The following is a 24,455-nucleotide window of genomic DNA, read 5'->3' as shown; positions in this document are numbered from 1 at the left end:
TTCTGAAACATTTCTTCTGTAAGATAAAGAACATACAGAAAAGGAGTGTAAAACCATGAATAAAAAAATCTTTGTAAAACGTGTAATCGGACTGAGCTTATTATCTGGAATGTTTATTCCCGTCCTTGCCAGTGCAGAATCTTACACTGTAAAGTCAGGTGATACCTTATCAGCTATTGCTAAAGAGAAGAATACAACGGTTGATGCGATTGCTAAGAAAAATAAGATTAGCAATGTTAACCTCATTACAGTTGGTCAAGTTTTAGAGATTGAAGATGAGAAGGCAACAACTAATACTACAGAGCAAGCTACCACTAGTAAAGCAACAACTACGGTATCTGCTTCAGATGGCTTGAGTGCCGAAGATGCAGCGGCTAAAGAATGGATTGCCCAGAAGGAATCAAGTGGCAGTTACACAGCACAAAATGGCCAATATTATGGTCGTTACCAGTTATCCCTTTCTTATTTAAACGGCGACTTGTCACCAGAAAACCAGGAAAAAGTAGCCAATCAATATGTTGTAAACCGATATGGATCATGGTCGGCGGCTAAAAACTTCTGGCTGGCCAATGGCTGGTATTAAAGTAAATGAAAGAGTTCAGCAAATGGACTCTTTTTTGATTTACAGACTTGTAAACATATAGATACAATAGCCAATAAGAAGAATGGCAAGATGCTTGTTTTCTACTATAAAGCGTGTTACAATTGATAATGCTCAAAACGACCTTCAATCGTTGAAGCAAACCACGACCTTCAATCGTGAGAAACGAAAAGATGGGAGAAATCTATGAGTGATAACTCGAAAACACGTGTTGTTGTTGGTATGAGTGGTGGTGTTGATTCATCTGTAACAGCTTTATTATTAAAGCAACAGGGTTACGATGTCATCGGCATCTTCATGAAAAACTGGGACGACACAGACGAAAATGGCGTCTGTACAGCTACAGAAGATTACAAAGATGTAGCAGCGGTTGCAGATCAAATTGGCATACCTTACTATTCTGTCAACTTTGAGAAAGAATACTGGGATCGTGTCTTTGAATATTTCCTTGCAGAATATCGTGCAGGCCGGACACCAAATCCGGATGTCATGTGTAATAAGGAAATCAAATTTAAGGCCTTCTTAGATTATGCCATGACACTTGGTGCCGATTATGTAGCCACAGGTCACTATGCACGCGTGGCGCGTGATGAAGATGGCATTGTCCATATGCTACGCGGTGTTGACAATGGGAAGGATCAAACTTATTTCCTAAGCCAGTTGTCACAAGAACAACTTCAAAAAACCATGTTCCCATTGGGACATTTAGAAAAATCTGAGGTTCGCCGGTTGGCAGAAGAGGCTGGATTGGCAACAGCTAAAAAGAAAGACTCCACTGGGATATGCTTTATCGGAGAAAAGAACTTCAAAGAGTTTTTAGGGAACTACCTTCCTGCCCAACCAGGCCGAATGATGACTGTAGATGGACGGGATATGGGCGAACATGCCGGTTTGATGTATTATACGATCGGTCAGCGGGGTGGACTTGGAATTGGTGGCCAACAAGGTGGGGACAATGCTCCTTGGTTTGTTGTTGGTAAAGATCTGAGTCAAAATATTCTGTATGTCGGTCAAGGCTTCTATCATGAAGCACTCATGTCAACAAGTTTACAAGCTAGTCAAGTTCACTTTACACGGGATATGCCGGAAGAGTTTACACTAGAGTGTACAGCCAAGTTCCGCTATCGCCAACCAGATTCCAAAGTGACGGTTCATGTCAAGGGTGACAAGGCTGAGGTGATTTTTGCAGAACCTCAACGGGCTATTACGCCAGGTCAGGCTGTTGTCTTTTACGATGGTGAAGAGTGTCTCGGTGGCGGCTTAATTGACAATGCTTATCGAGATGGTAAAGTTTGTCAGTATATTTAAATTGACAAATTTTCTCAATTTGCTACAATAATAAAAGCAATAGAAGTGATGGTCAAAGCTCATGGATGTTGCAGGCTTTTTTGTCCTGCACTTCTCAGAGTTTTGACTATTTTTGTGTCGTTTCAAAAGGAAGTTACATGCAAGAACAGGATTTTCGGACCAAGTCAAACCAAACGGTTTTTGGTGTGAGAGCGACTGCTTTGATTGTAAAAGACAATCGCTTATTAGTCGTAGAAGATGAGGATGGTTTTTATACAATCGGAGGTGCTATTCAAGTGGATGAAGCTACTGAAGATGCCGTAGTTCGAGAAGTAAAAGAGGAACTTGGGGTCGCATCTAGAGCGGTTCAGTTAGCTTTCATTGTTGAAAATCGATTTGAACAAGCTGAGGTCCACTATCATAATATCGAGTTCCATTATTTAGTAGACTTACTGGAAGATGCACCGTTAACCATGCAAGAAGATGCGAAGCCATTACCTTGCCGGTGGCTTGCTTTAGATGATCTACATACTGTTAATCTGAAGCCGGCATTTTTAAAAACCGCCTTACCAGATTAGGACGGACAATTACGACACATCCATCTTAAAGAATAGGAGAAAAAATGACTTATAATTTTATAGAAGAATACGATATTATTGTAATAGGAGCGGGGCATGCTGGGGTAGAAGCCTCCCTTGCTGCGAGCCGAATGGGTTGTAAAGTTTTACTTGCAACCATCAATATCGAAATGTTGGCGTTTTTGCCATGTAATCCTTCGATTGGTGGTTCTGCAAAAGGGATTGTGGTCCGTGAGGTAGATGCTCTCGGTGGAGAGATGGCCAAGAATATTGACAAATCCTATATTCAGATGAAGATGTTGAATACAGGAAAGGGACCAGCTGTTCGTGCGCTTCGTGCTCAAGCAGATAAAGAGCTCTATTCTAAGGAAATGCGTAAGACAGTTGAGAACCAAGAAAACTTGACCCTTCGCCAAACCATGATTGATGAAATTTTGGTAGAAGATGGGAAGGTTATTGGTGTTCGAACTGCGACCCACCAAGAATATGGGGCCAAGGCTGTCATTGTCACGACTGGAACGGCTTTACGTGGAGAAATCATCATTGGGGATCTCAAGTATTCATCAGGCCCTAACCATAGCCTTGCTTCTATCAATTTGGCTGAAAATCTCAAAAATTTAGGACTAGAAATTGGACGGTTCAAAACAGGTACGCCACCACGTGTAAAGGCATCGTCAATCAATTATGAAGAAACGGAAATTCAACCAGGTGATGAGAATCCAAATCACTTTTCTTACAATTCGCGTGACGAGGATTATTTAAAGGATCAAATCCCTTGTTGGTTAACCTATACCAATAGTCAAAGCCACGAAATCATCAACAGCAATTTACACCGGGCTCCAATGTTTACAGGTGTTGTAAAAGGAGTTGGACCTCGCTATTGTCCATCTATTGAAGATAAGATTGTTCGCTTTGCGGATAAGGAACGCCACCAGCTATTCTTGGAGCCAGAAGGACGCAATACAGAAGAAGTCTATGTCCAAGGCTTGTCAACCAGTTTACCAGAAGATGTGCAACGAGATCTGGTTCATTCAATCAAGGGACTTGAGAATGCTGAGATGATGCGAACGGGTTATGCGATTGAGTATGATATGGTCCTCCCACATCAATTGCGGGCAACTTTAGAAACCAAGAAAATCTCAGGTCTCTTTACCGCAGGCCAAACCAATGGAACATCTGGTTATGAAGAAGCTGCTGGCCAAGGAATTGTGGCAGGGATTAATGCTGCGCTGAAAATCCAAGGAAAACCAGAGCTCATCTTGAAACGGAGTGATGGTTATATTGGGGTCATGATCGATGACTTGGTAACCAAAGGAACAGTTGAGCCCTATCGTCTGTTGACTAGCCGTGCAGAATACCGTTTGATTCTTCGTCATGATAATGCAGATATGCGCTTAACAGAAATCGGTCGCGAGGTTGGTTTGGTTGACGATGAACGTTGGGCACGTTTTGAAACCAAGAAGTATCAGTTCGAAAATGAAATGAAGCGCCTTGACAGTATCAAGCTAAAACCTGTAAAGGAAACGAACGAGAAGGTGGCAGCGCTAGGTTTTAAACCATTGACAGATGCTGTCACAGCCAAAGAATTCTTGAGAAGACCAGAAGTATCTTATCAAGATGTTGTCAACTTTATCGGACCAGCAGCTGAAGAACTAGATGATAAGATTATCGAGCTGATTGAAACTGAAATTAAGTACGAGGGTTATATCTCAAAAGCTTTAGATCAGGTTGAAAAAATGAAGCGGATGGAAGAAAAACGAATTCCTGCCAATATTGACTGGGACGATATTGACTCCATCGCAACAGAAGCTCGTCAAAAATTCAAGTTGATTAATCCAGAAACGATTGGTCAAGCTAGCCGGATTTCAGGTGTCAACCCAGCTGACATTTCTATCTTGATGGTGTATCTTGAAGGCAAGAGTCGAAGCATTTCTAAGAATCAAGAAAAAGAATCCTAACTTATTAGGACGTAAATATGTGGAAGAAGTAGCCAAATAGCTACTTCTTTTCTCGTTTTACTGTATATTTACAACAGTGTAAATATACTTTACACTGTTTAACAAATGAGCGACCGGACCTGGATCCCTGTCAGCTTTTTCTTTGGTGGAAAGGCTTGACTGGCCTCGCTTTTTCTTATGTTTTATGGTATAATGGCCCAACAGAGGTTTATAATGAAAAAATTTCGTATGACGCCTATCCATTATTGTATGGTAGGTTTGTTAGCATTTATTATATTAGCCATCAGTTCCAGATTATTGGGTGGCACAATTGCAAATTTATTTGTGATTCTGTTGATTCTTTCCGGTGTCATCTATCTCTTTCTTCATCAATTAAAGCAAGTAGAATTGGATGAGCTAGAACAAATTCAATATGTCAATCATCAGGCTGAAAATGGATTGGCCTCGCTACTGGATAAAATGCCAGTTGGTGTAATCAAGGTAAACGGTGAAACCAATGAAGTTGAGTGGTTCAATCCTTATGCGGAGTTGATTTTCTCTACTGAGGATGGGCAATTCGATGTGGAATACCTGCAACAAGTGTTGGCGATTCCTTTTGAAGGGAAAGGCCATTATGCAACCATTGGAGATAAGAAATATTCTGTTTATCTAGATTCCCAGGCCAGTGTCGTTTATTTTTTTGATGCGTCTAGTGAGTATGAAGCCAACGTTGGTCTTGTAACGACTAGGCCGGTCATCGGGATTATGTCCGTAGACAACTATGATGATTTAGAAGATGTTGTATCTGATTCGGATATCAGTAGCATCAATGGCTTTATTGCAAACTTTGTTGAAGAATTCTCGGAAAAATACCATATGTTTTACCGAAGAGTCGGGATGGATCGCTTTTATCTTTTTACCGACTATACCGTTCTTGAACAATTAATCGAATCCAAATTTTCTATTATTGACCAATTCCGTGAGGAAGCGAAAAATCGTGAATTACCCATTACGGTAAGTATGGGATTCTCATACGGAGATGGCAATCATGATGAAATTGGTAGAGTTGCTTTATCGAATCTAAACTTAGCTGAAGTCCGAGGGGGCGACCAAGCGGTTGTGAAAGAAAAAGAAGAAGGTAAGGATCCTATTTTCTTTGGAGGTGGGACAGCCTCTGCTATCAAGCGCACCCGTACACGAACTCGTGCGATGATGACAGCTATTTCCGAAAAAATTAAATCGGTTGATCAGGTATTTGTTGTTGGCCACAAAAAATTAGACATGGATGCTTTGGGGGCATCGATTGGGATGCAATTATTTGCAAACAATATCAACGAACGCTCTTATGCAGTTTATGATGATACGTCTATGGCTCAGGATATCGAACGAGCGGTTGGAAAAATTCAATCAGATGGAGCGACTAAACTCGTAACGGTTTCAGATGCTCTACGGATGGTAACCGATCAATCCCTTTTGATTATGGTAGACCATTCGAAGATAGCTCTCACGCTTTCAAATGATTTGTATGAGAAGTTTCACCAAGTCATTGTCATTGACCACCATAGACGGGATGAAGACTTCCCTGAAAATGCCATGATCACTTATATTGAAAGTGGCGCAAGTAGTGCCAGTGAGTTGGTTACGGAATTGCTTCAGTTCCAGAATTCTAAGAAGAACCGCTTGAATAAGATACAAGCCAGTGTTTTGATGGCTGGAATTATGTTGGATACCAAGAATTTCTCTGTTCGCGTAACGAGCCGTACATTTGATGTAGCTAGTTATTTACGAAGCCGAGGCAGTGATAGTGTCCTCATTCAGGAAATTTCAGCTATTAATTTCGATGAGTACCGCGAAGTTAATGAGTTGATCCTAAATGGTCAAATGGTATTCCCACATATTATTGTGGCAACAGGAGCAGCAGATGTTCCTTATGGAACGGTTACTATTAGTAAAGCAGCCGATAGTATGTTGGCCATGTCTAAAATTGAGGCGACCTTTGTCATTGCTCTGAATGAACAAGGAAGCATTTCCATTTCAGCTCGAAGCAGAAGCAAAGTTAACGTGCAAAAAATTATGGAGCAAATGGGAGGCGGAGGCCACTTTAATTCGGCGGCTTCTCAATTGGAAGATGTAACCATCGATCAAGTTCGTACCCAATTGATTGACTGTATTCAAGAAGAGGTCCAAAAGGATAAGGAGGAAGAAGAATGAAAGTTATCTTTTTAGCAGATGTAAAAGGAAAAGGAAAAAAAGGGGAAATTAAAGAAGTCCCAACAGGTTATGCTCAAAACTTTTTGATTAAAAAGAATTTAGCCAAAGAAGCTAACGCCCAAGCGATTGGGGAACTTCGCGGTAAGCAAAAATCTGAAGAAAAAGCCCATGCGGAACTAGTTGCAGAAGCGAAAGATATTCAAGCGAAATTAGCAGAAGAAACGACCGTTGTCCAATTTACAGAAAAAATTGGTCCTGATGGACGTACATTTGGTTCGATTACCAATAAAAAAATTGCAGAAGAACTACAAAAACAATTTGGGATCAAAATCGACAAGCGTCACATTCAAGTGGCTTCTCCAATTCGCTCTGTCGGCTTGATTGATGTGCCTGTTAAAATTTATCAGGATATTACAGGTATTATCCAAATTCGAGTAAACGAAGGTTAAGTAAATCGTTAGAAAGGAATGACTATGGCTGAGATAGAAGAATTAAGAACCCAGCCTCAAGATATCCAAGCAGAGCAATCTGTCTTAGGAGCCATCTTTATTGATGAGGGAAAACTGGTTTTTGTTCGTGAGTTTATTGAGCCAGCAGATTTCTTTAAATATGCCCATCGGTTAATTTTTAAGGCGATGATTGACCTTGCAGATAGGGGAGATGCTATCGATGCGACGACCGTTCGCAATATTTTAGATAGCCAAGGGGACTTGCAAAATATCGGTGGTCTCTCTTATCTAGCTGAAGTTATCAACTCTGTTCCGACCTCAGCTAATGCGGAATATTACGCAAAGATTGTTTCCGAAAAAGCGGTTCTAAGACGCTTGATTGCTCGTTTAACGGAGAGCATTAATCAAGCATACGATGGAGCGAGTCCGTCGGATGAGATTATTGCAGGCGCAGAAAAAGCCCTGATTGATGTTAGTGAAAATGCCAATCGAAGTGGTTTTAAGAATATCAAGGATATCCTAAATATCAACTTTGGAAGTCTTGAAACTCGCTCATTGCAGACAACGGATATTACGGGGATTGCAACAGGTTATCGAGATCTTGATCATATGACAACAGGTCTTCATGAAGAAGAGTTGATTATTCTTGCGGCTCGTCCAGCGGTTGGTAAGACTGCCTTCGCTCTAAACATTGCCCAAAATATCGGAACCAAGTTGGATAAAACAGTTGCTATTTTCTCACTGGAAATGGGGGCTGAAAGTTTGGTGGACCGGATGTTGGCAGCAGAGGGCTTGATTGAGTCTCATTCTATTCGTACCGGTCAGTTGACAGATGATGAGTGGCGGAAATATGCCATTGCCCAAGGAAATCTAGCCAATGCCAGCATTTATATAGATGATACTCCTGGTATTCGGATTACAGAAATTCGATCTCGTTCTAGAAAGTTAGCACAAGAAACTGGTAATCTTGGCTTGATCCTTATCGACTACTTGCAGTTGATTACAGGGACTGGACGAGAAAACCGGCAACAGGAAGTTTCAGAAATCTCTCGTCAATTAAAAATTTTGGCGAAAGAATTGAAGGTTCCTGTGATTGCCCTTAGTCAGCTATCTCGGGGAGTCGAACAACGACAAGATAAGCGGCCGGTTCTATCTGATATCCGTGAATCAGGATCCATCGAGCAGGATGCAGATATTGTTGCCTTCCTATACCGTGATGACTATTATGAACGTGCAGGTGAGGAAGAAGAAGGCTTGCCGAATAACAAGGTTGAAGTCATCATTGAAAAAAACCGTTCAGGAGCGCGTGGAACAGTGGAGTTAATCTTCCAGAAAGAATATAATAAGTTCTCCAGCATATCAAAGAGAATAGAGGAATAATGGATGAGTGATGCATTTACAGATGTAGCAAAAATGAAAAAAATCAAAGAAGAAATCAAGGCTCATGAAGGCCAAATTGTGGAAATGACCTTGGAAAATGGTCGTAAACGTCAAAAAAATAAGTTTGGTCGATTAATTGAAGTCTATCCTTCTTTGTTTATTATTGAATACACTAATGAAAACAGTTTACCTGGTGAACCAGCAACAACCTATGTTGAATCGTATACTTACTCAGATATTTTGACTGAGAAAAATCTGATTCATTACTTAGACTAATCTGGCTAGGGTGAGCTACAACTTCCAACCGTCTCTTCTTGGAGATGGTTTTTTTGATGTCCTTAACATATCATAAAGATTTGTTGTGTAAATTTATTGACAAAGATGTCAATTTCACAATCATATCTGTCAATATTAGACAGGGGATCTTTTGAATAGTCGTCTCATCTATATTCTTCATATCACTAAAATAGAGGGACTTAGGAGGTTATTAGAACAATCATGATTGACAGGTTGTAAATAAGGGTGTAAAGATTCCTGTAAATAAGATAAAAATATTGGATATGTCTGAAAATACATGGTCATCCGCGTCATAAATATGTGATTTAGAAAGTCCTTAGCTAGAACACCTCATTTTGCTTTTCATTTATAGAAAGAAATCAAAAAAATGAGAAAGCAACTTTACAAGGGACGGTATTGGTGGTATAATAGAATTTGTGCGAAATGACAGCAGGACAAAATGAAGCTCGTCAACAGGAAGCCAGCTAGAAAAGTAACCTTTGCTGTTTGGGCGAAGGCTTTCTGAACGAATCAGGTTTGTCTAAAACGTTATTTCCTACAAAAAATTATTTTTATAGGAGGACATTTCAAATGTCACGTTATACAGGACCATCTTGGAAACAATCTCGCCGTCTTGGCTTGTCACTTACAGGTACAGGTAAAGAATTGGCACGTCGTAACTACGTACCAGGTCAACACGGACCAAACAACCGTTCAAAATTGTCAGAATACGGTTTGCAATTAGCTGAAAAACAAAAACTTCGTTTCTCTTACGGACTTGGTGAAAAACAATTCCGTAACTTGTTCGTACAAGCTACTAAGATCAAAGAAGGAACTGTCGGTTTCAACTTCATGCTTCTTTTGGAACGTCGTTTGGATAACGTTGTTTACCGTCTTGGACTTGCGACTACTCGTCGTCAAGCTCGTCAATTCGTTAACCACGGTCACATCCTTGTTGACGGAAAACGCGTTGATATCCCTTCATACCGCGTAACTCCAGGTCAAGTGATCTCAGTTCGTGAGAAATCAGCTAAAGTTCCAGCTATCCTTGAAGCTGTTGAAGCAACTCTTGGACGTCCAGCATTCGTATCATTCGATGCTGAAAAATTGGAAGGTTCATTGACTCGCTTGCCAGAACGCGATGAAATCAACCCAGAAATCAACGAAGCACTTGTCGTTGAATTCTACAACAAAATGTTGTAATATTTTATTGAATAAGATAGGCTGTAAAGCCTTGAAACTAAGCACTTTAGGCCTCTATCCTAGAGTGCTTTTTTTGTTTTTGCTACCCTTTTAGTTACCCATAACTAATTTTAGGTATAGTAATAGGGTAGCCCAAAAATGGGTCACCCTTATTATTTATAAATTGCTGATAGCTGCCTCGAAGATTGAGACGGCTTTTTTTGCACCCTCTTTGGTAGCATGGACATAAGTATTTAAAGTCATTGAGATATTAGAGTGTCCTAGTCTATACTGTAAATCCTTCGCCTCTATGCCGGCGTATAGCATGATCGTAGCGTGAGTATGTCTGAAACCATGGAAACTAATATCAGGAACACCAGCATTTTTAAAGTGGTATTGTAGTCTTTTTCTTAGCAAGCAAGCGTAGGCGTATTTTGTGGTAAAAGGAGTAAAGACAATCCCCTCAGACCGTCCTAGTTGCCATGACTGGACTTGTTGGCGTTTTTTATATTGCTTGAGCAGGGAAACTGTAGCCTTGTCTATGTCAATTTCTCTTAGACCTGCTTTAGACTTAGGCGTGTTTGTTTCCTGGTATCTATTGAGAGTCTTAGATATGCTGATAGTGCCTTTTTTAAGGTCAATATCAGACCACTCAAGAGCTAAAGCCTCACCGATACGGCAGCCACTAGCCAGCAATGTCTTATAAAGAACGTAGTCAAAGAAATTCTCATAACTAGACTGATCCAAATCTTCCAGGTAGTCTAAAAACTGTTTTAGTTCCTGGTTGCTGAAAAATTTGACCTTATGCTCTTTATTTTGTTGCTTACGTGGGATAATGACATCTCTAGCTGGGTTGTGTTGGATCGCTTGCATTGTAACTCCATACTGGAGAATACGGCGGTTTATATTGTTTAGGAAGCTATAGTTTGCATATGCCCCTTTTTCGCCTTTATTGGCCTTGTCAGCCCACTTATTGACTTGTTGCTGAATAATAGGAGTAGTGAGCTTGTCTAGCTTATAATTGCCGAATACAGGCAAAATATGAAGCCTTACGATCCCCTCCATAGATTGCTGGGAGTTAGGCTTAATTGTATTCTTGTAACTCTCCCACCATAAAGCGACTAGCTCCCTATAGGTTGTAATGATTGGCTTTTCCTTTATACTATATCCATTAGCTGCAAAAGCATTGACAGCCTCCCTAGCTTTGATTTTAACGCCCTTTTTAGTGTTGGCCGTAACTGTTGTTCTGGCCTTTTTCCCTGTAAGTTTATCAACTCCTAAATAAACACTTGCACGGTACACAGTAGTACCATTTTTCTTTTTGTATTCTGTAATATTCATAGTCATACCTTTCTAACATCAGTAAGCAAGTATGGGATTTAGTTAAGTATTTATGAATATTGTTTTTATATAGCGCTGAGAGCTACGAGAACAGCCCTATTTTCGTTTATTTTAGGTGTGATGACAATTTATATAGCTGAGCTGTAAAATCGCTTAGAGAGCGTTTTAGGGGTTATTTTATATTGTTTGTTTCTTTAGAGTTTTCTAGCTCTTTTATTAATCTATTTAGCTCTATGTGCTTAATTTGAGAGTCAATGGCTGTTTGAATTGTCTTATCTAAATTAGTAGTAAAGTTTTCAAGAGTTTCTATAGTATCTATTAATACTTCGGTTTTTAGATTTCCAGATTTAGCTTTATTTTTTAGCAAGTCTAGAAGTTCCAAAATGCTAGAAATCGTATTCTGAAATAATTTTGCAGACTCATAAGCAACGCTTTTATTTACTTCTAGATTAGCTAAGAGTAAACTCTCTCTCTCTTTAAGCGCCATCTCTAACTCATCATGCCCTAATAAATAAGGGACAGAGACTCCAAAGTGATTGGCAAGAGTTTGAGCTTGTTCATGTTTAATAGCAGGATTTTCTTCCTTTTCCCATCTTGAGATAGTCATAGAAGTAATGCCTAATAAATCTGCTAGTTCCTTTTGGGTGCACTTTTCCCTTGTCCTTAGTTCTTTAATTCTATTCATATTTTCATTTCCTCAATTAGATTATAACACAAAAAATAAAGAAATTAACAAAAATGTTATTTAACACTTGCAATTAACAAAAATATTAGATATAATTTAGTTATTAACAAAAATGTTAATAAAAAATAGAAAGGAGGAGAGACATGATAACTATTACAGCAACCCAGGCCAAAGCTATCCGAAGAAAGCAGGCTGATAACATGCTTACAAATCAAGAGGTAGCGAAGCAAATAGGAATTAATCCTATTACTTATCGCAAGGTTATTCAAGGCGGAGAGGTTAAGAATAGCATTTATCAGAAAGTCATGGAATGGCTAGCAGAAGATTATTAAAGCAACAAAAAAAGCCTAAACCGACGACCAAATCAGCAAGGCTTTTCACACAAACAACTAAAACCACAAATAGCAAGTATGGGATTTAGTTAGGTATTTATTTAATTATATCACAAAATAGTGATTTGTGTCCAAACGAGAGAGCACTAACTCTTTAAACTGGTTCTTATTCATGCTTTCAATTTGGCGAGTCTGAGCGTGAAAAAGTCTGTATAGTAAGAGTGCTTTATAAGCTGCAACTCTAAACAATAAAAATTAAAACATGATCGAGATAAAGACATGAGTACAATTATATCAGAAAACAGTATTTTCACTGTTAAGAAGTCAGACTATACCCCTGAACAGTGGGAAAGAATGCAAAAACGAAACGAAAGCGAAGATAGAGCCAAGGCTCAGCTTTCTCAACTTTACGGGGAGCGTGTAGCGACCATGATTTTATTTAACGTTATGGCCAGTTATAAGAATACTTTTAAAAGGTTTGCAGATACCTATGAGGAGGCTTGTGATGGCTTAGGTATTCTTGTTGTTAATAACATCATCTCTAGAGCAGTCAACGGTTTACCAGCGCAAGGGGTAGAGCGTAGAGAGCAAGAAAATATTAAAAATCTGTAGTACTTGGAATAAGTCCAGCAAGCAAATGTAAAAACATAGAAATGAGGGAAGAGAATATGACTATCAATATTGACGACATGACAAACGAAGAATTTAACAACTTAATGAGTGAGATTGAGGAAAGAGCGCCAAAGCTATTTCTAATTATCCAAGACTTGGTAAATAAGAAATTTTCGCCTGGAGGTAGTGGCATGAATGAACTAGATATAACCAATACACAGGCAATCATTCTACTTTTAGCTATCGGCTTATTATTCCTTTGTTTAAAGCGAATAGAGAGCCGTAAACGCGATTTTTTAGAGCGTACGGTAGAAACACCTAGCAAAGAATTAAACCCTTGCTATGGGCGTTATATTCAGCTTGCAGGCGAGAAACACAATTAGAACGAGGAGAAATATGACAAAAGACAAACATTTTGACCTTGCAAAATCACGAGCAGAAAACTTTGGTCAGTGGTTAAATGAAGCTTTCCAAACTATGCTAGATTTTTCCCTAGAAGATAAATTTGATTGCTACAGTATCGAGGAAAAAAATCAGCTAGAGCGAGTATTAGAAACCCTAACAGATTTTTCTGATATGTGGAATAAGGGACAGATTATCCTAATCAGCAAAGAAAGGGAGGTATAAAATGCAACTATTATCAAGAGAGGCAGAGCTTGAGCTACTGGAGAAAGTGGGCGATCACTTAGAGAAGAGACTTGAGATTGAAAAACAGCATAATGACGGCTGGGATTTAATCGCTAGAGCTGATTTACTGGAGAAGTTACGGATCAGTGGAACTACGTTGAATAATTGGGAAAAACATGGCTTAAAACAGTATCAGTCACCTTTTGAGAACAGCAAGAAGATTTATTACCGTAAAAGTGATATATACAACTTTCTTGCAGTTGATTAGGGGGAATAATGACAAAGAAAAAAGAACAATGGAAACCCACCATCACAAATCTACGCAAGGTAATTGTGGACGGTGTGGAGCAATGGGTGGAATTTGAAATAGAGGGCTATGTCATTCCTCCTGATCATTCTTATTATGACATCATCAGGAGAATTAACAAGGAGGTACAACGGAATAAAAATGGGAAATCGAAGAATGATAAGTAAGACAGTAACCCAAACTCAGAGATTTTTGAGGTTGCCGTTAGAGGCACAGGCTCTATATTTTCATTTAATTCAAAACTCAGATGATGATGGAGTAGTAGAGGCTTTCCCTGTTGTTAGAATGATAGGGGTTAGTGAGGATAATCTAGGACTTTTGATAGTCAAGGATTTTGTTAGACCTCTGAATGATGAAATGGTATATTTTATCACTGATTTTCACGAGCAGAACACTGTTAGAAAAGACAGATACAGCCCTAGTATCTATAAGCATTTATTAGAAAAACCACCTGAAAAATATACTGGTTTACCAACGGGTAACCAAATGGAAACCATTGGTTTACCCAATATAAGTCAATATAAGTCAAGTCAAGATAATCTAAGTCAATCTAGGTCAAGTCAGAATGACGAGGACGAGCATGAAAATCCAATCTTTGAAAAATTAAAGTCAGCTTTTGGACAGATGGCAGTTAATGAGACAATGGTGGAAGAAGTGAGAGACTTGCTAGAAATCCACGGACAAGAGTTAGTAATCTACGCTCTTGAAGTAACTATCCTAAATGCTGGTAAGTCAATTAGATATACAAGATCAATCCTTTCAAACTGGCAGGGGCTAGGACTTAGAACTGTAGAGCAAGTTAAGCAGCATGAGGAACAAAGGAAAAAGCTGAAAAAGACACCTAAGCAAGCAGAACCTATTAGCCGTGAGGAGTGGCTAAAAACACGAACAGAGGAAAACCCATTTTAGGAGGGTGAGCGATGGAAAATAAATTTGAGCAATATAACAACAGAAAAATTAGTGAAAAGGTGTGCAAAGTTCACCATGTTAATTATTGGCAAATTTCAACACCTATAAAAGGCAGTGTGGAAAGGAAAGTACTGGAATTTTGCCCTAAATGTGGCCAGGAGCTAATAGATAAGCAGGAACAAGAGGGGGTAAACGATAGCCTTAATGCTGAGGCTTATTTAAAAACCTACAATGTCCTTATGCGAGACAGTACAATACCTAAGGAGCTAAAAGCTGCTAATTTTGAGAATTTTATAGTTGAGACAGCCGAAGAAAAACAACTACTAGAGTTTGCAAAAGGCCAAGTAGAGAAATATCTAAATGGTATGACAGGAAACACCTTATTTACAGGATCAACAGGTATAGGGAAAAGTCATTTAAGCGTTGCTGTTGCTAAGGCTATAAATGAGGGCTACAAGGCCAAAGGAGAGCCTAAGAGCGTGTTATTTGTCAATCTAACAGAAATTCTTAGACGAGTTAGAGAGAGCTTTAATTACACTAGCCAAGAGGGTTACTACTCAAGAATGTTAAAAGAAGCTGATTTCCTGGTACTCGATGATTTAGGTATAAAATCAGAGAGTCTCAGCAATAAGGGGAAGTCTGCCTGGGAAGAAGAGTTTATCTTTGATATTCTCAGCAACAGAGAAAAAACCATCATCACTACAAACTTGAGTAGCTCAGAAATTGCTAGTATGTATAGCGACAGAGTGGCCAGCCGTGTCAGAACAGGCCTAGAGGGGAACTTTTTCAAGTCATTCACGATTAAGGATAAACGATACTCAATTAGCAGCCTAAAAGATAAAGTCGCTCAAAACTACGCAGGTTAAAAAAGTATGTACTGGGTGCAGGTGCACCCTTAAAAGGTGCAGGCTTTGCATTCCAAAAATGGAACTTAAAAAAGCTCAAAAATGAGCTAAAGTACACTAAAAAGGGTAGTAAAAAGCGTTAAATAGTTGAAAATGTCAGTTATTTCAACGCTTTATGGCTACTGAGATTACAATAAGTTCATATATTTCAAGTAAAGGAGTAATCAAAATGACAAACTACAAAGAAAAACACCGTTTCAGTTATAAATTTGAAAATACTGAACATGCAAAGGCAAACAAAATAGCTGATGTGGCAAGTATTGCCATTCATGGTTATTTCATGGGTACTGGAGAAAGTCCAGTAACAGAAACAACTATTAGTGGAGATGGGACTATCACAGTAGATTATCAAGGTAGAACAGCAATGGGGGAAGCCCTGAAACGTATCTGTTTAGGTTTTGCTAATTACTATGACCAGGATACAGAGGGAGAGGAGGCTTAGTATGATACAAAAGACAGAACAGCTTAAAGATTTGCTTGATAGAGGCTTTGTATTATTCTCAAAAAATGGTAAAATAGAGGCAGAGGCTCCCCCAACCTTTGGGAGTATGGCCTTGCATTTTCAAGATGGAAGATTTTCATACTTGCAACGAAGTGAAACAAAAAAATAGAGTCTATCGGAACAACCGAGGGCGCTGATTAAGCTATTTAGCTTTTTCGGTGTCCTTTTTGTTTTGGTGTTAGGAGTGGATATGATACAAAAATCTTTATGGATTGATACGAGCAAAAAAACAGTTTTAAAAATGGTATACCGTAGCATGACGATACTTGTAAACGATTGAAAGAATTAGAAAGAGGAAAAAGAATGAACAAGAAAACAATTATTACTAAGATGTTAGCATTGAAAGGTGCTATTTCTAACTTATATGGAAAAATCGAAGAAATACAGAATAATCAATTTTTAAGCGCAGAGGGGAAAGAGAATGAACTTGAAACCCTTAAATTCAAATACGAGGCTTGGTATGCTGGTTATTATGATGATCTGAAGAAAATTGCAGACAACCTACTACCAGATAAAGAGGCTAAGAGAGCTGAAACGGAAGTAAAAGCGTTGACTGATTCTGGTTACCAAGTAGCAGTGCAAAATGCCGTAAAACTTTTTGAAAGTGGTGCTTTGGCCGTATCCACTGGAAAAGCACTAATAGACCATTACAAAGACGATCGCACAACTTTAGAACTTTTCAGAAATGCTTTAGGAGGTATTTTTGGTAATGGCAACCCAAATAGTGCAGAGTTAGCGCAGTATATCCCAGCGGACAATAGCAATCGGACAAAAGACTTGTTGAATAAGTTTGCTAGAGCAGTCGATGAGCTGAATTATGAGAGATTGATGTCTGATCATGGAATTGTAATGCAGAGAGTTGAGGGAGCTATAACTTTCTTAGAATCTGATTACCTAGACGACAACATGGACGCAATACTTTAATCGAGTGTGCAGAGGGGAGCAATCCCCTTTTAGTATGTAACCTAATCGATTTGGGTTTTTTACATGATAATTTGTAGTAGTGTGCAATTTACAAAACAAACAAATACTACTTATTTGACGGTTTAAATGTTAAAAAAGCTAGATATATCAAGGATTTAAGTAAGTAGAGCGTTCCAAAAAAGGGGGCGGTAAGCGTTCCGAAAAATGGTAAGGTTTTGGTAAGGTAGTATATATAAAAAGTATAAGATTAGTATAAGGTTGTGTATTTAAAAATACTAAGGTTTTACAAAGGTACAGGGCTTTTTTTCTAGTGATATAACCACAAGGTAGAGAGGTTTACCGAGGGTTAGAAAAGGTGAGATTTTACTTAGGTAGTGGCAGTAAATATGCCTGACAAATGGCAGGGTTATGTGTGTTGAACTCCGAGCGAACGCCGAAAAAGTGGATATATCCCCCTATCATTTATCAAGCAGATAAAAGCAATAATAACCTTCTTGAAGCTAGAGTGAACCTAGAGAAATAGCAAAAAAAGCCAACACAGGGCTGACTCTCATGGTATGGTTTCGCATGACTATTATATCATGAAGGAGCGAACTAATGGAGCTGGATAACTTTAAAACGATGATGAACGTTAGAGAGCGGCTGACCTACTTTCTACGTTTCCAGAGAATGGCAGGAAGTGAAAACTGGTTAGCAATAGATGAAGAGGTTTGGAAACTTGTCTTACCTGATCAGTGGAATTTGAGCGGTGAGCATGAAAAAGCAATCCGTGAGGGGTTGGAGATATTCGCCCACGACATCAATAGCATAGAGAACAAAAGGGCCAGAAAATACTTTATTATCCATTATTGCTATATGAGAAAGAAAACAACAAGCGAATGCGTAGAGATGGCAGGTACTAGTTTTACAAGTTACCACAGATACAAACAGATAGCCGTCTTAAACTTTGCGAGAATCCACCAAAACAGAGAACTAGAAGCATATAAGTAGGCTGAGGCTTCATATTTGCCCCTGATTTGCTTTGTTTCGGACTAGGCGACTAAAACACCATGGATAAACTAAAAGCCCTTAGAAACAAATCTAGGGGCTTTAGTGAGATGAAAAAAGAAGCATGACTCTCCCACAGCTCTAAGACTTTTTGGGCGGGAAAACCATGCTTCTTTCTTGACTTAATTATACATATTCTTGATTTTAAAATCAAATAAAGGTGACCCACCGCCTCCACAGCAAGCTGCTTCATGGACGTTAGACCGCCTTTACCTTAACTTAATTATAACTCAAAAAAAATTCTAGTACAAGTATAATCCGAGGTTAGAAATTATAAAAAAAAAAGAGAGCACACACCCCCCACAGCCGAAGCCTTTAATGTAGGAGGTAGTAACTCTCATTACTTAGATTATAACCTAAAAAAACTAACTGACGCAAGAATATTAAAGGCCTATCCTTTGGGGTAATCGAAACAGTAAAAGGAACTGACTTAGGCGCCGACCTAAAATAGGCCATCGGGTGCCAAACCAGTTCCTTTCTTAATTCAATTATAACTCATTTTGACATAAAAAACAAATAGAGGCGTCTCACCTCCTACCGCAGAAAGAACTGTTTCAAGGGGAGATGGAAAACCTCTATTTACTATCTATTATAACTCACAATGCATTTTTTTCAACAAAAAAGGAGCAAAATGATGGAATATTCCAATGGTGAGGTAATGGTGAGGTATCGGAGTTTTACAAGGGTGAGGTAAGGGTGAGGTTGTATATTTTAAAATACTAAGGTTTTACAAAGGTACAGGAGTTTTTATAGATTAAAAAATGTAGAAAAATTCGCGAAAAGTGGAGAATTAAGAAATTGTTATGGTATAATATTAATAGTCAGAAAATAGATTGGAATACTATGTATATTTATATCGACGAGTCAGGCTCAATTAATAATAAATTACAAACTGATTTCATAATTACTTTAGTGGTTACTGATAATAAAAAAAGTCTCAAAAAATCCTATAAAAGATTTGTTTCATCAAACCTTGAAGAACTTAGAGAAGCCGATAGAAGAGGGCAAATGTTCTTAAATGGGAAATTTAAAGAGTTAAAAGGAGCTGCTTTTACTCCTGATTTGAAAGTTAAATTTGTAGAACATTTTGTAAAAAATGATAATTTCAAGTTGTTTTATATTCATGTTCACAATTCAAAACTTACAGATTTGTTTTGTTCAAATACAGCGAGAGTCTTTAATTATAATGTTAGATTAGCCCTAGAGGCTTTCGTAAGGCGAGGATTAATTCCTAGTGAAGACCACCACCTAATCATTGATGAAAGAAATATCCGTACAGACTCAAAAGGGGTTCTAGAGGAGTATCTACTTACAGAATTAGTGGTCGGTGGAATTAACAATGGTAATATAAAGATTGATTATGTAGACTCATCAAACGTTCAGTTAGTGCAAATTGCAGATGTATTTTCTAATCTGAAATTCTCAAGAGTTGTTTCAGATAACGAAAATTATGAAACAGAATTCCAAAAATTAGAAGAAAGTGTCTTAAAAATGACATTTAATTTCCCAAAATCAGAGAGTTAAAGATTGACAACAATTTAAACATAAGCTATAATTAATTTAACAACAGTAAGTCTTATTAATGTGCCATTGTCTAGGTAAGCGTCATGCGTTGGCGTCACAAATAAGCGATTGTTCACATAATACAGGAAGGCACATCTCTTATAGAATGTGCTTTCTTTTTTAAAAAATAAAAAGCACCTATGACAGGTGCAATTTACTTGCTTACTGAACTCATCAATTTAATTCCCCTTTTTGTTACCCTTTATATTTTCTCTACTTATTTATAATCAATAAACTTTTGAAGAAACAGGGTAAAAAACAGAGCAGGCTTAGGCCTGTTTTTATATACCTTTTAATAGGAAGATAACAAAATGCTTTAATTTTAAGAAAAAACTTGCAGAAAGCCTACGACAGTGGGCTTTTTGTTTTGTCTTAAAGCGTTGATTTCTGGGTTTGTTCAGTTAGTTGCTCCCTAAGTTGACTTCGTAGAAAGAAATGACCGTCGTAAAAATAGGCGGTTTTTCTTTTTCAAAATAAATAATAACTCTCCTGATTTGGAGCTTTTTATGACCAAATATCTAAATTAATAAACCAAATAGCGATTTTTTCTACTCAGACAGCCCATTTTGTTAAGATGAAACAAACGATTGGAAAGGGTTCTTATGGGATTTAAGAAAAAACATTATCGCCAACAAGTTGATATGCGAGACTGCGGTGTTGCAGCTTTGGCCATGGTCTTTGGCTACTATGGCTCATACTATTCTTTAGCTAGTCTGCGGGAGAAGGCAAAAACGACTGCAGATGGAACGACCGCCTTAGGTCTGGTCAAGGTAGCTGAGGAGTTGGGATTTGAGACACGCGCCTTCCGAGCAGATCGCACACTTTTTGACTTGGAAGGAGTGACCTATCCATTGATCGTCCACGTGATCAAGGATGGGCGTCTCCCTCACTATTACGTAGTCTATAAGAAAGATAAAAAGCATCTTTACATAGCAGATCCAGATCCAAAGGTAAAGATGACCAAATTGACGATCGAGGAGTTTGAAAAGGAATGGACAGGGATTGTCATTGCCTTGGCCCCGACTCCAGCCTATCAACCGAGTAAAGAAAAGAAAAATGGGCTCCTAGACTTTGTCCCTCTTTTGTTTAAACAGCGGCAATTGGTCCTTCATATTGTTCTTGCAACGTTATTGGTAACCCTTATCAATATTGTGGGTTCTTACTACTTACAATCAATTATTGATACCTATGTGCCTGATCAGATGAAGCAGACCCTGAGTGTGATTTCACTAGGTTTGATCGTGGTTTACATCTTACAGCAGATTCTGACCTATGCGCAAGATTACTTGCTTCTTGTTTTAGGTCAACGTTTATCTATTGATGTCATTCTGTCCTATATTAAGCATGTTTTTCAGTTGCCTATGAGTTTCTTTGCAACTCGACGGACAGGAGAAGTGGTGTCGCGGTTTACAGATGCCAACCGCATTATCGATGCTCTGGCTAGTACACTGCTTTCAATCTTTTTGGATCTGTCTATTGTTTTGATTTTATCAGTAGTCCTGTTTAGCCAAAATTCTCACCTCTTTTTCTTGACCATTCTCTTGCTACCGATTTATGCGGTCATTATTTTTGCCTTTATGAAGCCTTTTGAGCGCTTAAATAATGAAACCATGGAAGCCAATAGTGTCTTGTCTTCTTCTATTATCGAAGATATCAATGGGATTGAAACCATCAAGTCTCTTACCAGTGAGCGTAGTCGTTATCAAAAGATTGACTCAGAATTTGTGGACTATCTCAAGAAGTCCTTTGCCATGAGCAAGGCGGAGAGTCTGCAAAAGGGGCTCAAGCACTTGGCCCAGTTGATTTTGAATGTTTTGGTCTTGTGGATGGGAGCTCATTTGGTCATGAAGCAAGAATTGAGCTTGGGGCAGTTGATCACCTACAACACTCTCCTTGTTTATTTCACAGGACCTCTAGAGAATTTGATCAACCTCCAAACCAAACTTCAAGCAGCTAGAGTAGCCAATACACGTCTGAATGAAGTCTATTTGATAGACTCTGAGTTCGCAGAGAAGAAGCCCCTTCAAGAGCGTGAGGCTCTCGATGGTGATCTGGTTTTTGAGGGAGTAGACTACAAGTACGGTTTTGGAGCCAATGTTTTAACAGATATTAACTTAAAGATCAAAAAAGGGAGCAAGGTGAGTTTTGTCGGTATTTCCGGTTCTGGAAAAACCACGCTAGCGAAGATGATGGTGAATTTCTACCAACCCAATAAAGGAACGATTCGACTGGGAGGGACGGATATCCAGCAAGTGGATAAGACCTTGCTCCGCCAGCAAATCAATTATTTACCCCAGCAGCCCTATGTCTTTAATGGTACGATTTTAGAGAACTTGTTACTGGGAGCGCGGGAAGGAACCAGTCAGGAAGATATTTTGCGCGCGGTTGAAATAGCAGGAATTCGAGAAGACATTGAGCGCATGCCCCTCAATTACCAAACGGAATTGACTACGGATGGCATGGGAATTTCTGGTGGACAACGGCAGCGGATTGCCTTGGCGCGTGCCTTATTAACGGATGCTCCGATTCTGATTCTGGATGAAGCGACCAGTAGCCTGGATATCTTGACGGAGAAGAAAATTGTGGACCGCTTGATGGCCTTAGATAAAACCATTATCTTTATTGTCCACCGGTTAACGATTGCAGAGCGTTCTGAAAAAGTCTTCCTCCTGGACCAAGGTTGTCTTAAGGAGGAAGGAAGTCATGAAGAACTACTGAAAAAGAATGGCTATTACAGTCATTTGGTTACTTGTTAAGAGAGGACTAGGAGAAAAAAAGAGAGTATGATGAACGAAAAATATTTTGAAAGTGCAGAATTCTATCAGAAACGTTTCCATAATTTTGCTAGTTTGTGGGTAGTCCCTTGTTTTCTTTTACTACTGTTTGTTGTAGGCTTCTCTGTCTTTGCCAAGAAGGAAGTGACCTTGTCTAGTCGTGGGACGATTGAAGCTACGCGCGTGGTGGACCAAATCCAGTCAACGAGTAATTCTCCCATTCAAGTCAACCATTTGAAGGAAAATAAAGAGATTAAGAAGGGTGAAATCTTGGTAGAATACCAGGAGGATCAGGAAAAACAACAAGGAATGAGCTTGACGCAACAGCTAGACCTCTTAAAGAAACAGGAGGAACAATTAAAATTGTTGAAAACTAGTATTGAGACCGGAGAGAGTCAGTTTACAGGAAATGAGCATTTTGGGTATGATCAGCTGTTTAAGGATTACCAGCAACAGATAGCGATTCTCCAAGCGCAAGCCCATCAACAAAATGCGACTATTGCTTCTCAAAATGCTAGTGCAAGTTCCAGTCAAGCAGAAATTGGCCAAGCTATCCAAGACCAGGAGAAGCGATTAACTGATTACCGTAGTCTAAAATCAGCTCTCCTAGAGGGAAGAAGTCTGGATGCGACTCATCCACTTTACTCCCTCTACCAGAGTTACGCTCAGCAACCACATGGAGAAGAAAACGCTCAAGCACAAGCTTCTTTTATCAGTCAACTGGATAGTCAAATCCAGCAGCTAGAAGCGAGTATTTCTAATTATCGAATTCAATATGCGGGATCCGGAAGTCAACAAGCTTTTTCGACCAGTTTAGATAGTCAAATAGCCTCGCTGAAAGCTCAACAGCTAAGTAAGGTTGGACAAGATCTGTTGCTTCTTTCTCAGCAAATCGCAGATTTAGACAGTAAGTTAAAAACACAAGAAACTCTTCTTCAGAAGACTCAGATTCTAGCCAAGGATGAAGGGGTAATTCATTTGAATGATGAAACAAAAGGAGCGAGTATTGTAACGGAAGGCACTCCTTTGGCACAAGTTTATCCACTCATTCAGAAAGAAAAAGAAGTCAAGATTGTTACCTATATTCCTTCAAAAGATATAGCTACGATTCATGTGGGAGATCGGATTCGCTTTAGCACACAGGGAAGTAAACAAAAACCAATTACGCTAGAGGCCCGTATTAGCTCCATTGCTTCGAGTGCCACTCGGACTGAACAGGGGAATTTTTTCAAAATCGAGGGAGTTCTTCGTCTCAAGGATCAGGAAGCCAAACTTCTACGGTACGGATTGGAAGGGAAGTGTGTCCTGATCACAGGAGAAAAATCTTACTTTAGTTTCTTTGTGGATCAATTTTTAGGATCAGGGAACTAAAGAAACATAACATAAAAAAGAGACCGAGGTCTCTTTTCTACTCCAGCATTTTTAATAGGAAGTCCGCCATTTGTTGGGGGCTTTCTTTTTGCCCACGGGCCACCCACATTTGACAGACTCCAAAGAAGGCATTGGTGAGGTAGACGGAACTATAGTCTCTTTCGATTTCGGTCAAAGATCGATGGCCATAACGTTCTTGCAAGCTATCGACTAGTAGAACTTGTAGCTTGTGCCGCAAGAAGGATTGAATTTCTTTTGTCCCATTCTCGGTTAGAAGGACAGCAAAGAGGGGCTCCTTGGTGAGAAATTCGAAAACTTCGGTAACAGCTTGGTGTTTATCATCTTGTTGTTTGTCGAAGATGTATTCGACTTTGTGGAAAAATTCCTGTTGGTAGCGCTCGATCATATCGTACTTATCACGGTAGTGGGTATAGAAGCTACTCCGGCTGATACCAGCCTCTTTTGCCAACTGAACAGTTGAAATCTCATCAAAGGACTCCCTATGAAGCAGGTCAACCATGGCTTCCTGGATGATCCGTTTTGTTTTTATTCGCTTGTTGCTTTCGGTAACCATTCTAGTCCCCCTCTTTTATATACAAAATTATACACAGTGTCCAAAAATGATTTTTTTAACTTGCGGTTTTTAAAAAGAACT

27 protein-coding genes are annotated in these 24,455 nt (G+C 39.0%); 24 read left to right on the top strand and 3 right to left on the bottom strand.

Annotated elements, in window-relative coordinates; translation table 11 throughout:
• Positions 1–55 precede the first annotated feature (55 nt).
• From apf to rpsD, 9 genes are all read left to right on the top strand, one after another.
• Positions 56–583 carry an aggregation-promoting factor gene (apf, locus tag AC3E6G_RS08120; protein WP_048690986.1) on the top strand — a complete coding sequence of 176 codons (528 nt, stop codon included), beginning with the start codon at positions 56–58 and terminating at the stop codon, positions 581–583.
• Positions 584–787: 204 nt separating this feature from the next.
• Entirely contained in the window at positions 788–1,909 is a 1,122-nt protein-coding gene (gene mnmA / locus AC3E6G_RS08115; protein WP_048690984.1) for a tRNA 2-thiouridine(34) synthase MnmA, read from the top strand.
• A gap of 137 nt (positions 1,910–2,046) precedes the next feature.
• On the top strand, positions 2,047–2,466 hold the full coding sequence (locus AC3E6G_RS08110) for an NUDIX hydrolase (RefSeq protein ID WP_490700805.1): 420 nt from the start codon (positions 2,047–2,049) through the stop codon (positions 2,464–2,466).
• A gap of 44 nt (positions 2,467–2,510) precedes the next feature.
• Complete coding sequence (gene mnmG / locus AC3E6G_RS08105; protein WP_048690979.1) at positions 2,511–4,424, top strand: tRNA uridine-5-carboxymethylaminomethyl(34) synthesis enzyme MnmG; 1,914 nt, start codon at positions 2,511–2,513, stop codon at positions 4,422–4,424.
• A 213-nt stretch (positions 4,425–4,637) separates the two neighbouring features.
• Positions 4,638–6,614 carry a GGDEF domain-containing protein gene (locus AC3E6G_RS08100; protein WP_414716342.1) on the top strand — a complete coding sequence of 659 codons (1,977 nt, stop codon included), beginning with the start codon at positions 4,638–4,640 and terminating at the stop codon, positions 6,612–6,614.
• Entirely contained in the window at positions 6,611–7,063 is a 453-nt protein-coding gene (gene rplI / locus AC3E6G_RS08095) for a 50S ribosomal protein L9 (protein ID WP_048690977.1), read from the top strand. Before AC3E6G_RS08100 ends, rplI begins: the two co-directional genes overlap by 4 nt.
• Positions 7,064–7,087: 24 nt before the next feature.
• A complete protein-coding gene (gene dnaB, locus AC3E6G_RS08090; RefSeq protein ID WP_048690975.1) occupies positions 7,088–8,443 on the top strand; it encodes a replicative DNA helicase in 1,356 nt (451 codons plus the stop codon).
• Positions 8,444–8,446: 3 nt separating this feature from the next.
• Positions 8,447–8,719: a Veg family protein gene (locus AC3E6G_RS08085; RefSeq protein WP_006595358.1), complete on the top strand. Its 273-nt coding sequence runs from the start codon at positions 8,447–8,449 to the stop codon at positions 8,717–8,719.
• Positions 8,720–9,310: 591 nt separating this feature from the next.
• Positions 9,311–9,922: a 30S ribosomal protein S4 gene (gene rpsD, locus AC3E6G_RS08080; RefSeq protein ID WP_003009175.1), complete on the top strand. Its 612-nt coding sequence runs from the start codon at positions 9,311–9,313 to the stop codon at positions 9,920–9,922.
• 156 nt (positions 9,923–10,078) lie between these two features.
• Here the strand turns inward: rpsD and AC3E6G_RS08075 are convergent, their stop codons facing one another.
• Together AC3E6G_RS08075 and AC3E6G_RS08070 are read right to left on the bottom strand one after the other, a co-directional pair.
• Complete coding sequence (locus AC3E6G_RS08075) at positions 10,079–11,242, bottom strand: tyrosine-type recombinase/integrase (RefSeq protein WP_490700804.1); 1,164 nt, start codon at positions 11,240–11,242, stop codon at positions 10,079–10,081.
• A gap of 172 nt (positions 11,243–11,414) precedes the next feature.
• On the bottom strand, positions 11,415–11,927 hold the full coding sequence (locus AC3E6G_RS08070; RefSeq protein ID WP_490700803.1) for a helix-turn-helix transcriptional regulator: 513 nt from the start codon (positions 11,925–11,927) through the stop codon (positions 11,415–11,417).
• Positions 11,928–12,073: 146 nt separating this feature from the next.
• On the opposite strand from AC3E6G_RS08070, the gene AC3E6G_RS08065 reads away from it, so the two are divergent.
• From AC3E6G_RS08065 to AC3E6G_RS07995, 15 genes are all read left to right on the top strand, one after another.
• Positions 12,074–12,259 carry a hypothetical protein gene (locus AC3E6G_RS08065; protein WP_084973569.1) on the top strand — a complete coding sequence of 62 codons (186 nt, stop codon included), beginning with the start codon at positions 12,074–12,076 and terminating at the stop codon, positions 12,257–12,259.
• Between the two features lie 279 nt (positions 12,260–12,538).
• Positions 12,539–12,871, top strand: coding sequence for a hypothetical protein (locus tag AC3E6G_RS08060; RefSeq protein ID WP_490700802.1), 333 nt, complete (start codon positions 12,539–12,541; stop codon positions 12,869–12,871).
• Positions 12,872–12,927: 56 nt separating this feature from the next.
• The gene (locus AC3E6G_RS08055) at positions 12,928–13,254 is read left to right on the top strand and encodes a hypothetical protein (RefSeq protein ID WP_490700801.1); all 327 of its coding nucleotides are present in this window, start codon (positions 12,928–12,930) and stop codon (positions 13,252–13,254) included.
• A gap of 13 nt (positions 13,255–13,267) precedes the next feature.
• A complete protein-coding gene (locus AC3E6G_RS08050; protein WP_490700800.1) occupies positions 13,268–13,498 on the top strand; it encodes a hypothetical protein in 231 nt (76 codons plus the stop codon).
• Position 13,499: 1 nt separating this feature from the next.
• Complete coding sequence (locus AC3E6G_RS08045; RefSeq protein ID WP_490700799.1) at positions 13,500–13,766, top strand: DNA-binding protein; 267 nt, start codon at positions 13,500–13,502, stop codon at positions 13,764–13,766.
• Positions 13,767–13,774: 8 nt separating this feature from the next.
• Positions 13,775–13,972, top strand: coding sequence for a BOW99_gp33 family protein (locus AC3E6G_RS08040; protein ID WP_490700798.1), 198 nt, complete (start codon positions 13,775–13,777; stop codon positions 13,970–13,972).
• A complete protein-coding gene (locus tag AC3E6G_RS08035; protein ID WP_490700797.1) occupies positions 13,947–14,714 on the top strand; it encodes a DnaD domain-containing protein in 768 nt (255 codons plus the stop codon). Before AC3E6G_RS08040 ends, AC3E6G_RS08035 begins: the two co-directional genes overlap by 26 nt.
• 11 nt (positions 14,715–14,725) lie before the next feature.
• A complete protein-coding gene (locus tag AC3E6G_RS08030) occupies positions 14,726–15,580 on the top strand; it encodes a DnaA ATPase domain-containing protein (protein WP_490700796.1) in 855 nt (284 codons plus the stop codon).
• A 208-nt stretch (positions 15,581–15,788) separates the two neighbouring features.
• Positions 15,789–16,061, top strand: a complete 273-nt coding sequence (locus AC3E6G_RS08025; RefSeq protein ID WP_490700795.1) for a hypothetical protein — start codon at positions 15,789–15,791, stop codon at positions 16,059–16,061.
• Between the two features lies 1 nt (position 16,062).
• Complete coding sequence (locus AC3E6G_RS08020; protein ID WP_490700794.1) at positions 16,063–16,230, top strand: hypothetical protein; 168 nt, start codon at positions 16,063–16,065, stop codon at positions 16,228–16,230.
• A gap of 194 nt (positions 16,231–16,424) precedes the next feature.
• The gene (locus tag AC3E6G_RS08015) at positions 16,425–17,045 is read left to right on the top strand and encodes a hypothetical protein (RefSeq protein WP_490700793.1); all 621 of its coding nucleotides are present in this window, start codon (positions 16,425–16,427) and stop codon (positions 17,043–17,045) included.
• 597 nt (positions 17,046–17,642) lie between these two features.
• On the top strand, positions 17,643–18,035 hold the full coding sequence (locus AC3E6G_RS08010; RefSeq protein WP_490700792.1) for an ArpU family phage packaging/lysis transcriptional regulator: 393 nt from the start codon (positions 17,643–17,645) through the stop codon (positions 18,033–18,035).
• Between the two features lie 855 nt (positions 18,036–18,890).
• Positions 18,891–19,616 carry a DUF3800 domain-containing protein gene (locus AC3E6G_RS08005; RefSeq protein ID WP_490700791.1) on the top strand — a complete coding sequence of 242 codons (726 nt, stop codon included), beginning with the start codon at positions 18,891–18,893 and terminating at the stop codon, positions 19,614–19,616.
• 641 nt (positions 19,617–20,257) lie between these two features.
• Positions 20,258–22,411, top strand: a complete 2,154-nt coding sequence (gene comA, locus AC3E6G_RS08000) for a peptide cleavage/export ABC transporter ComA (protein ID WP_414298147.1) — start codon at positions 20,258–20,260, stop codon at positions 22,409–22,411.
• Between the two features lie 27 nt (positions 22,412–22,438).
• Positions 22,439–23,800 (top strand): bacteriocin secretion accessory protein, encoded by a 1,362-nt coding sequence (locus AC3E6G_RS07995; protein WP_195610884.1) that lies wholly within the window; start codon positions 22,439–22,441, stop codon positions 23,798–23,800.
• A gap of 37 nt (positions 23,801–23,837) precedes the next feature.
• Here the strand turns inward: AC3E6G_RS07995 and AC3E6G_RS07990 are convergent, their stop codons facing one another.
• Positions 23,838–24,374 (bottom strand): TetR/AcrR family transcriptional regulator, encoded by a 537-nt coding sequence (locus AC3E6G_RS07990; RefSeq protein ID WP_006595361.1) that lies wholly within the window; start codon positions 24,372–24,374, stop codon positions 23,838–23,840.
• Positions 24,375–24,455 lie beyond the last annotated feature (81 nt).

It is taken from the genome of Streptococcus sp. SCPM-O-B-23252 (M501) (assembly GCF_058200355.1).
This window is presented reverse-complemented; position numbering and strand designations above follow the sequence as displayed.

Coding starts and splice junctions, on each gene's coding strand:
- AC3E6G_RS08100 (WP_414716342.1), top strand. CDS start 4,638: ATGAAAAAATTTCGTATGACGCCTATCCATTATTGTATGGTAGGTTTG.
- AC3E6G_RS08015 (WP_490700793.1), top strand. CDS start 16,425: ATGAACAAGAAAACAATTATTACTAAGATGTTAGCATTGAAAGGTGCT.
- AC3E6G_RS08110 (WP_490700805.1), top strand. CDS start 2,047: ATGCAAGAACAGGATTTTCGGACCAAGTCAAACCAAACGGTTTTTGGT.
- AC3E6G_RS08045 (WP_490700799.1), top strand. CDS start 13,500: ATGCAACTATTATCAAGAGAGGCAGAGCTTGAGCTACTGGAGAAAGTG.
- AC3E6G_RS08075 (WP_490700804.1), bottom strand. CDS start 11,242: ATGAATATTACAGAATACAAAAAGAAAAATGGTACTACTGTGTACCGT.
- AC3E6G_RS08040 (WP_490700798.1), top strand. CDS start 13,775: ATGACAAAGAAAAAAGAACAATGGAAACCCACCATCACAAATCTACGC.
- rplI (WP_048690977.1), top strand. CDS start 6,611: ATGAAAGTTATCTTTTTAGCAGATGTAAAAGGAAAAGGAAAAAAAGGG.
- dnaB (WP_048690975.1), top strand. CDS start 7,088: ATGGCTGAGATAGAAGAATTAAGAACCCAGCCTCAAGATATCCAAGCA.
- mnmA (WP_048690984.1), top strand. CDS start 788: ATGAGTGATAACTCGAAAACACGTGTTGTTGTTGGTATGAGTGGTGGT.
- AC3E6G_RS08020 (WP_490700794.1), top strand. CDS start 16,063: ATGATACAAAAGACAGAACAGCTTAAAGATTTGCTTGATAGAGGCTTT.
- rpsD (WP_003009175.1), top strand. CDS start 9,311: ATGTCACGTTATACAGGACCATCTTGGAAACAATCTCGCCGTCTTGGC.
- mnmG (WP_048690979.1), top strand. CDS start 2,511: ATGACTTATAATTTTATAGAAGAATACGATATTATTGTAATAGGAGCG.
- AC3E6G_RS08050 (WP_490700800.1), top strand. CDS start 13,268: ATGACAAAAGACAAACATTTTGACCTTGCAAAATCACGAGCAGAAAAC.
- AC3E6G_RS08025 (WP_490700795.1), top strand. CDS start 15,789: ATGACAAACTACAAAGAAAAACACCGTTTCAGTTATAAATTTGAAAAT.
- AC3E6G_RS08085 (WP_006595358.1), top strand. CDS start 8,447: ATGAGTGATGCATTTACAGATGTAGCAAAAATGAAAAAAATCAAAGAA.
- AC3E6G_RS07990 (WP_006595361.1), bottom strand. CDS start 24,374: ATGGTTACCGAAAGCAACAAGCGAATAAAAACAAAACGGATCATCCAG.
- comA (WP_414298147.1), top strand. CDS start 20,258: ATGGGATTTAAGAAAAAACATTATCGCCAACAAGTTGATATGCGAGAC.
- AC3E6G_RS08035 (WP_490700797.1), top strand. CDS start 13,947: ATGGGAAATCGAAGAATGATAAGTAAGACAGTAACCCAAACTCAGAGA.
- AC3E6G_RS08055 (WP_490700801.1), top strand. CDS start 12,928: ATGACTATCAATATTGACGACATGACAAACGAAGAATTTAACAACTTA.
- AC3E6G_RS08010 (WP_490700792.1), top strand. CDS start 17,643: ATGGAGCTGGATAACTTTAAAACGATGATGAACGTTAGAGAGCGGCTG.
- AC3E6G_RS08030 (WP_490700796.1), top strand. CDS start 14,726: ATGGAAAATAAATTTGAGCAATATAACAACAGAAAAATTAGTGAAAAG.
- apf (WP_048690986.1), top strand. CDS start 56: ATGAATAAAAAAATCTTTGTAAAACGTGTAATCGGACTGAGCTTATTA.
- AC3E6G_RS08060 (WP_490700802.1), top strand. CDS start 12,539: ATGAGTACAATTATATCAGAAAACAGTATTTTCACTGTTAAGAAGTCA.
- AC3E6G_RS07995 (WP_195610884.1), top strand. CDS start 22,439: ATGATGAACGAAAAATATTTTGAAAGTGCAGAATTCTATCAGAAACGT.
- AC3E6G_RS08070 (WP_490700803.1), bottom strand. CDS start 11,927: ATGAATAGAATTAAAGAACTAAGGACAAGGGAAAAGTGCACCCAAAAG.